Here is a 2,418-nt window from a genome sequence, read left to right on the forward strand (position 1 = left end):
GGGGTGGCTTCGCCGCGGTCCGTGGGGTGGACCTCGCGGTACGCCGCGGCGAGCTGTTCGCGCTGCTCGGGACCAACGGTGCCGGGAAGACCTCGACCGTGGAGGTGCTCGAGGGCCTCGCGCCGCCCACCTCCGGGTCCGTGCGCGTACTCGGTAGTGATCCCTACCGTGCGCGGCGTTTCGTCCGGCCACGAATCGGGATCATGCTGCAGGAGAGCGGCCTGCCGTCCGGTCTCACCGTCGCCGAGGCCGCCCGGATGTGGGCCGGGACGCTGACCTTGCCGCGACCGGTCGAGGAGGCGCTGGAGCTGGTGAGCCTCCGCCACCGCGCCAGCGCCGAGATCAAGCAGCTCTCCGGCGGGGAACGCCGCTGCCTCGAACTCGCACTGGCGATCAATGGCCGCGCCCGCGATGACGGTCCTCTTTCTGCGACCCGGTGAGACGGTCGACAACGGCCACGATCTCAGCGCCGCAGCGGTGGTCGCGACCTCGCTGACCGCGTTCGCCCTCCTCTTCGTCGTGTACTACAACCTCGTGACCGCCCTGGTAGCCCGGCGTGAGGAGCTCGTCCTCAAGCGACTGCGCAGCGGTGAGATCACCGACGTGGAGATCCTCGTCGGGACGGCGCTGCCGGCTGTCGCGATCGGCTGGGCGCAAACCACGGTGGGGTTCGTCGCCGCGATCGCCGCGCTGGACATGGCCATGCCCGTGAACGTCCTGCTCGTGATCGCCGCGATCCCCCTCGGCACGGTCGTGTTCGTCCTGCTGGCCACGGCGAGCACCGCCGTGACACGTACCGTCGAGATGGCGCAGGTGACGACGTTGCCCGTGCTGCTCGCGCCGCTGGCCCTCAGCGGCCTGCCCTTCCCCCTCACCAGGCTGCCGAACCGTGGGAAGAGCTCGCCCACCTGATGCCGCTGACGCCGGTGATCGACCTGCTGCGTCTCGGTCTGACCGGGACGACCTCGGACGGGTCGGCCCTGAGACTGGGCGCCTGTTTCGTGGCGGCGCTGCCACCGTTGCTGGTACTGACCGGTTGGATCGCCGCGGGGGTGTGGGCGACGCGACGGTGGTTCCGCTGGGAACCGAGGCGCTGAACCGTTGCGGGACGACCGTTGTGACACGACCGTTGTGACACGACCGTTGTGACACGCTGACCCCATGGTGCCGGTCTCGCGCTGGTGGACCGAGCGGAACAGTACCGAGCGTCTCGACCTCTACTGCCGTTGGTCGGTGTACGCGCTGTCCGCCTCGGAGCCGCTGGTGGCCCTCGCTCTCGCCAACTCCCGGACGCAGGTACGTCCGCCCGGCCTGATCGTGTTCCTGACAGTGGTGCTGCTTCACATGGTCGTCTGCATCGCGCTGCTGCGCTCCGGACTGGCCGGATTCCGGGAAGGGCGTCGTCCGAACCTCCGGACGATCCCGGTCCCGGTCGCGGTTGCGGTCGCCCTGACCGTCGCGTGCCTACTCGCCGGCTGGGCTGCCTTCCCGGACTTCACCCACCCCGCTCCCGACGAACTGGGAGCCAGCCTCCTGACGACAATGATCGTCTTCGGCGCCCTGGCGGTGGCGCTGACTCCCCTGCTCAGTGGTCTCGCGCTGCTGGTCGTGGTGCTGCTGAGCGCCGCCACAACCCTGCTCTGGGGCGCAGGCACCGGCTTGGCCGGGCTGGGCGAACGGCTGGCAGGGCTCGGCGGCCGAGTAGCCACGCAGAGGCTTCGCAATGGCCGCTTCCTCGTCGAGGCATCGCTTCCGGCCGTCCAGGAAGCTCCCCCGGCGACAGCGAAGTCGACCTCATGATCCGGCTCCTGCTCGCGGACGACGAGAACCTCATCCGCTACGCGCTGGCGGCACTGCTCGCGATGGAAGACGACATCGAGGTCGTGGCGCAGGCCGCGTCCGGCGACGAGGCGCTGGCGATGGCCCGGCTGCACCGTCCCGACGTGGCCGTGCTCGACCTGCAGATGCCCGGCGTCGACGGGATCGCGGTCACGGACCAGCTACGCACCGAACTACCCGGGTGCGCAAGCCTCATCGTGACCAGCCACGGACGCCCCGGACATCTCAAACGGGCCCTCGCCGCGGGCGCCCGTGGCTTCCTGCCGAAGACCGTGTCGGCGCAGGTCCTCGCCGACGTCATCCGTACCGTCCACCGAGGCGGGCGGTACGTCGATCAGAACTCGCCGCCGAGGCCATCAGCGCCGGAGACAGCCCGCTGACGCCGCGAGAGGCTGACGTCCTCACCCTCGCAGCCGGCGGCTCTCCGCTCGAAGAGATCGCCAAACGCGCGGCGCTCTCCCTGGGGACGGTACGCAACTACCTGTCCTCGGCCACCGCCAAGCTCGGCGCCGCCAACCGCCATGAGGCCGTGCACCTCGCCCGCTCCCAGGGCTGGATCTGAACAGACTCGGCAGTTCC

Annotated in this window: 3 protein-coding genes and 2 pseudogenes; all 5 read left to right on the forward strand. The window is 70.2% G+C overall.

The window, feature by feature from the left end; translation table 11 throughout:
• A pseudogene (locus DD1DGNOD_RS15250) lies at positions 1 to 404 on the forward strand (ATP-binding cassette domain-containing protein); the annotation flags it as partial.
• A 7-nt stretch (positions 405 to 411) separates the two neighbouring features.
• A complete protein-coding gene (locus DD1DGNOD_RS15255) occupies positions 412 to 912 on the forward strand; it encodes an ABC transporter permease (protein WP_241255744.1) in 501 nt (166 codons plus the stop codon).
• The gene (locus tag DD1DGNOD_RS29545; RefSeq protein WP_131767124.1) at positions 912 to 1,097 is read left to right on the forward strand and encodes a hypothetical protein; all 186 of its coding nucleotides are present in this window, start codon (positions 912 to 914) and stop codon (positions 1,095 to 1,097) included. The genes DD1DGNOD_RS15255 and DD1DGNOD_RS29545 overlap by 1 nt, the downstream gene beginning before the upstream one ends.
• A gap of 64 nt (positions 1,098 to 1,161) precedes the next feature.
• Entirely contained in the window at positions 1,162 to 1,800 is a 639-nt protein-coding gene (locus tag DD1DGNOD_RS15260) for a hypothetical protein (protein WP_131770436.1), read from the forward strand.
• Positions 1,797 to 2,401 (forward strand): annotated as a pseudogene (locus tag DD1DGNOD_RS15265) (response regulator). The gene DD1DGNOD_RS15260 and the pseudogene DD1DGNOD_RS15265 overlap by 4 nt, the downstream one beginning before the upstream one ends.
• The last annotated feature ends 17 nt before the right edge of the window (positions 2,402 to 2,418 follow it).

Origin of the sequence: Candidatus Protofrankia californiensis, assembly GCF_900634765.1 — a bacterium.
In the GTDB taxonomy this organism is placed as follows: Bacteria; Actinomycetota; Actinomycetes; order Frankiales; family Frankiaceae; genus Protofrankia; species Protofrankia californiensis.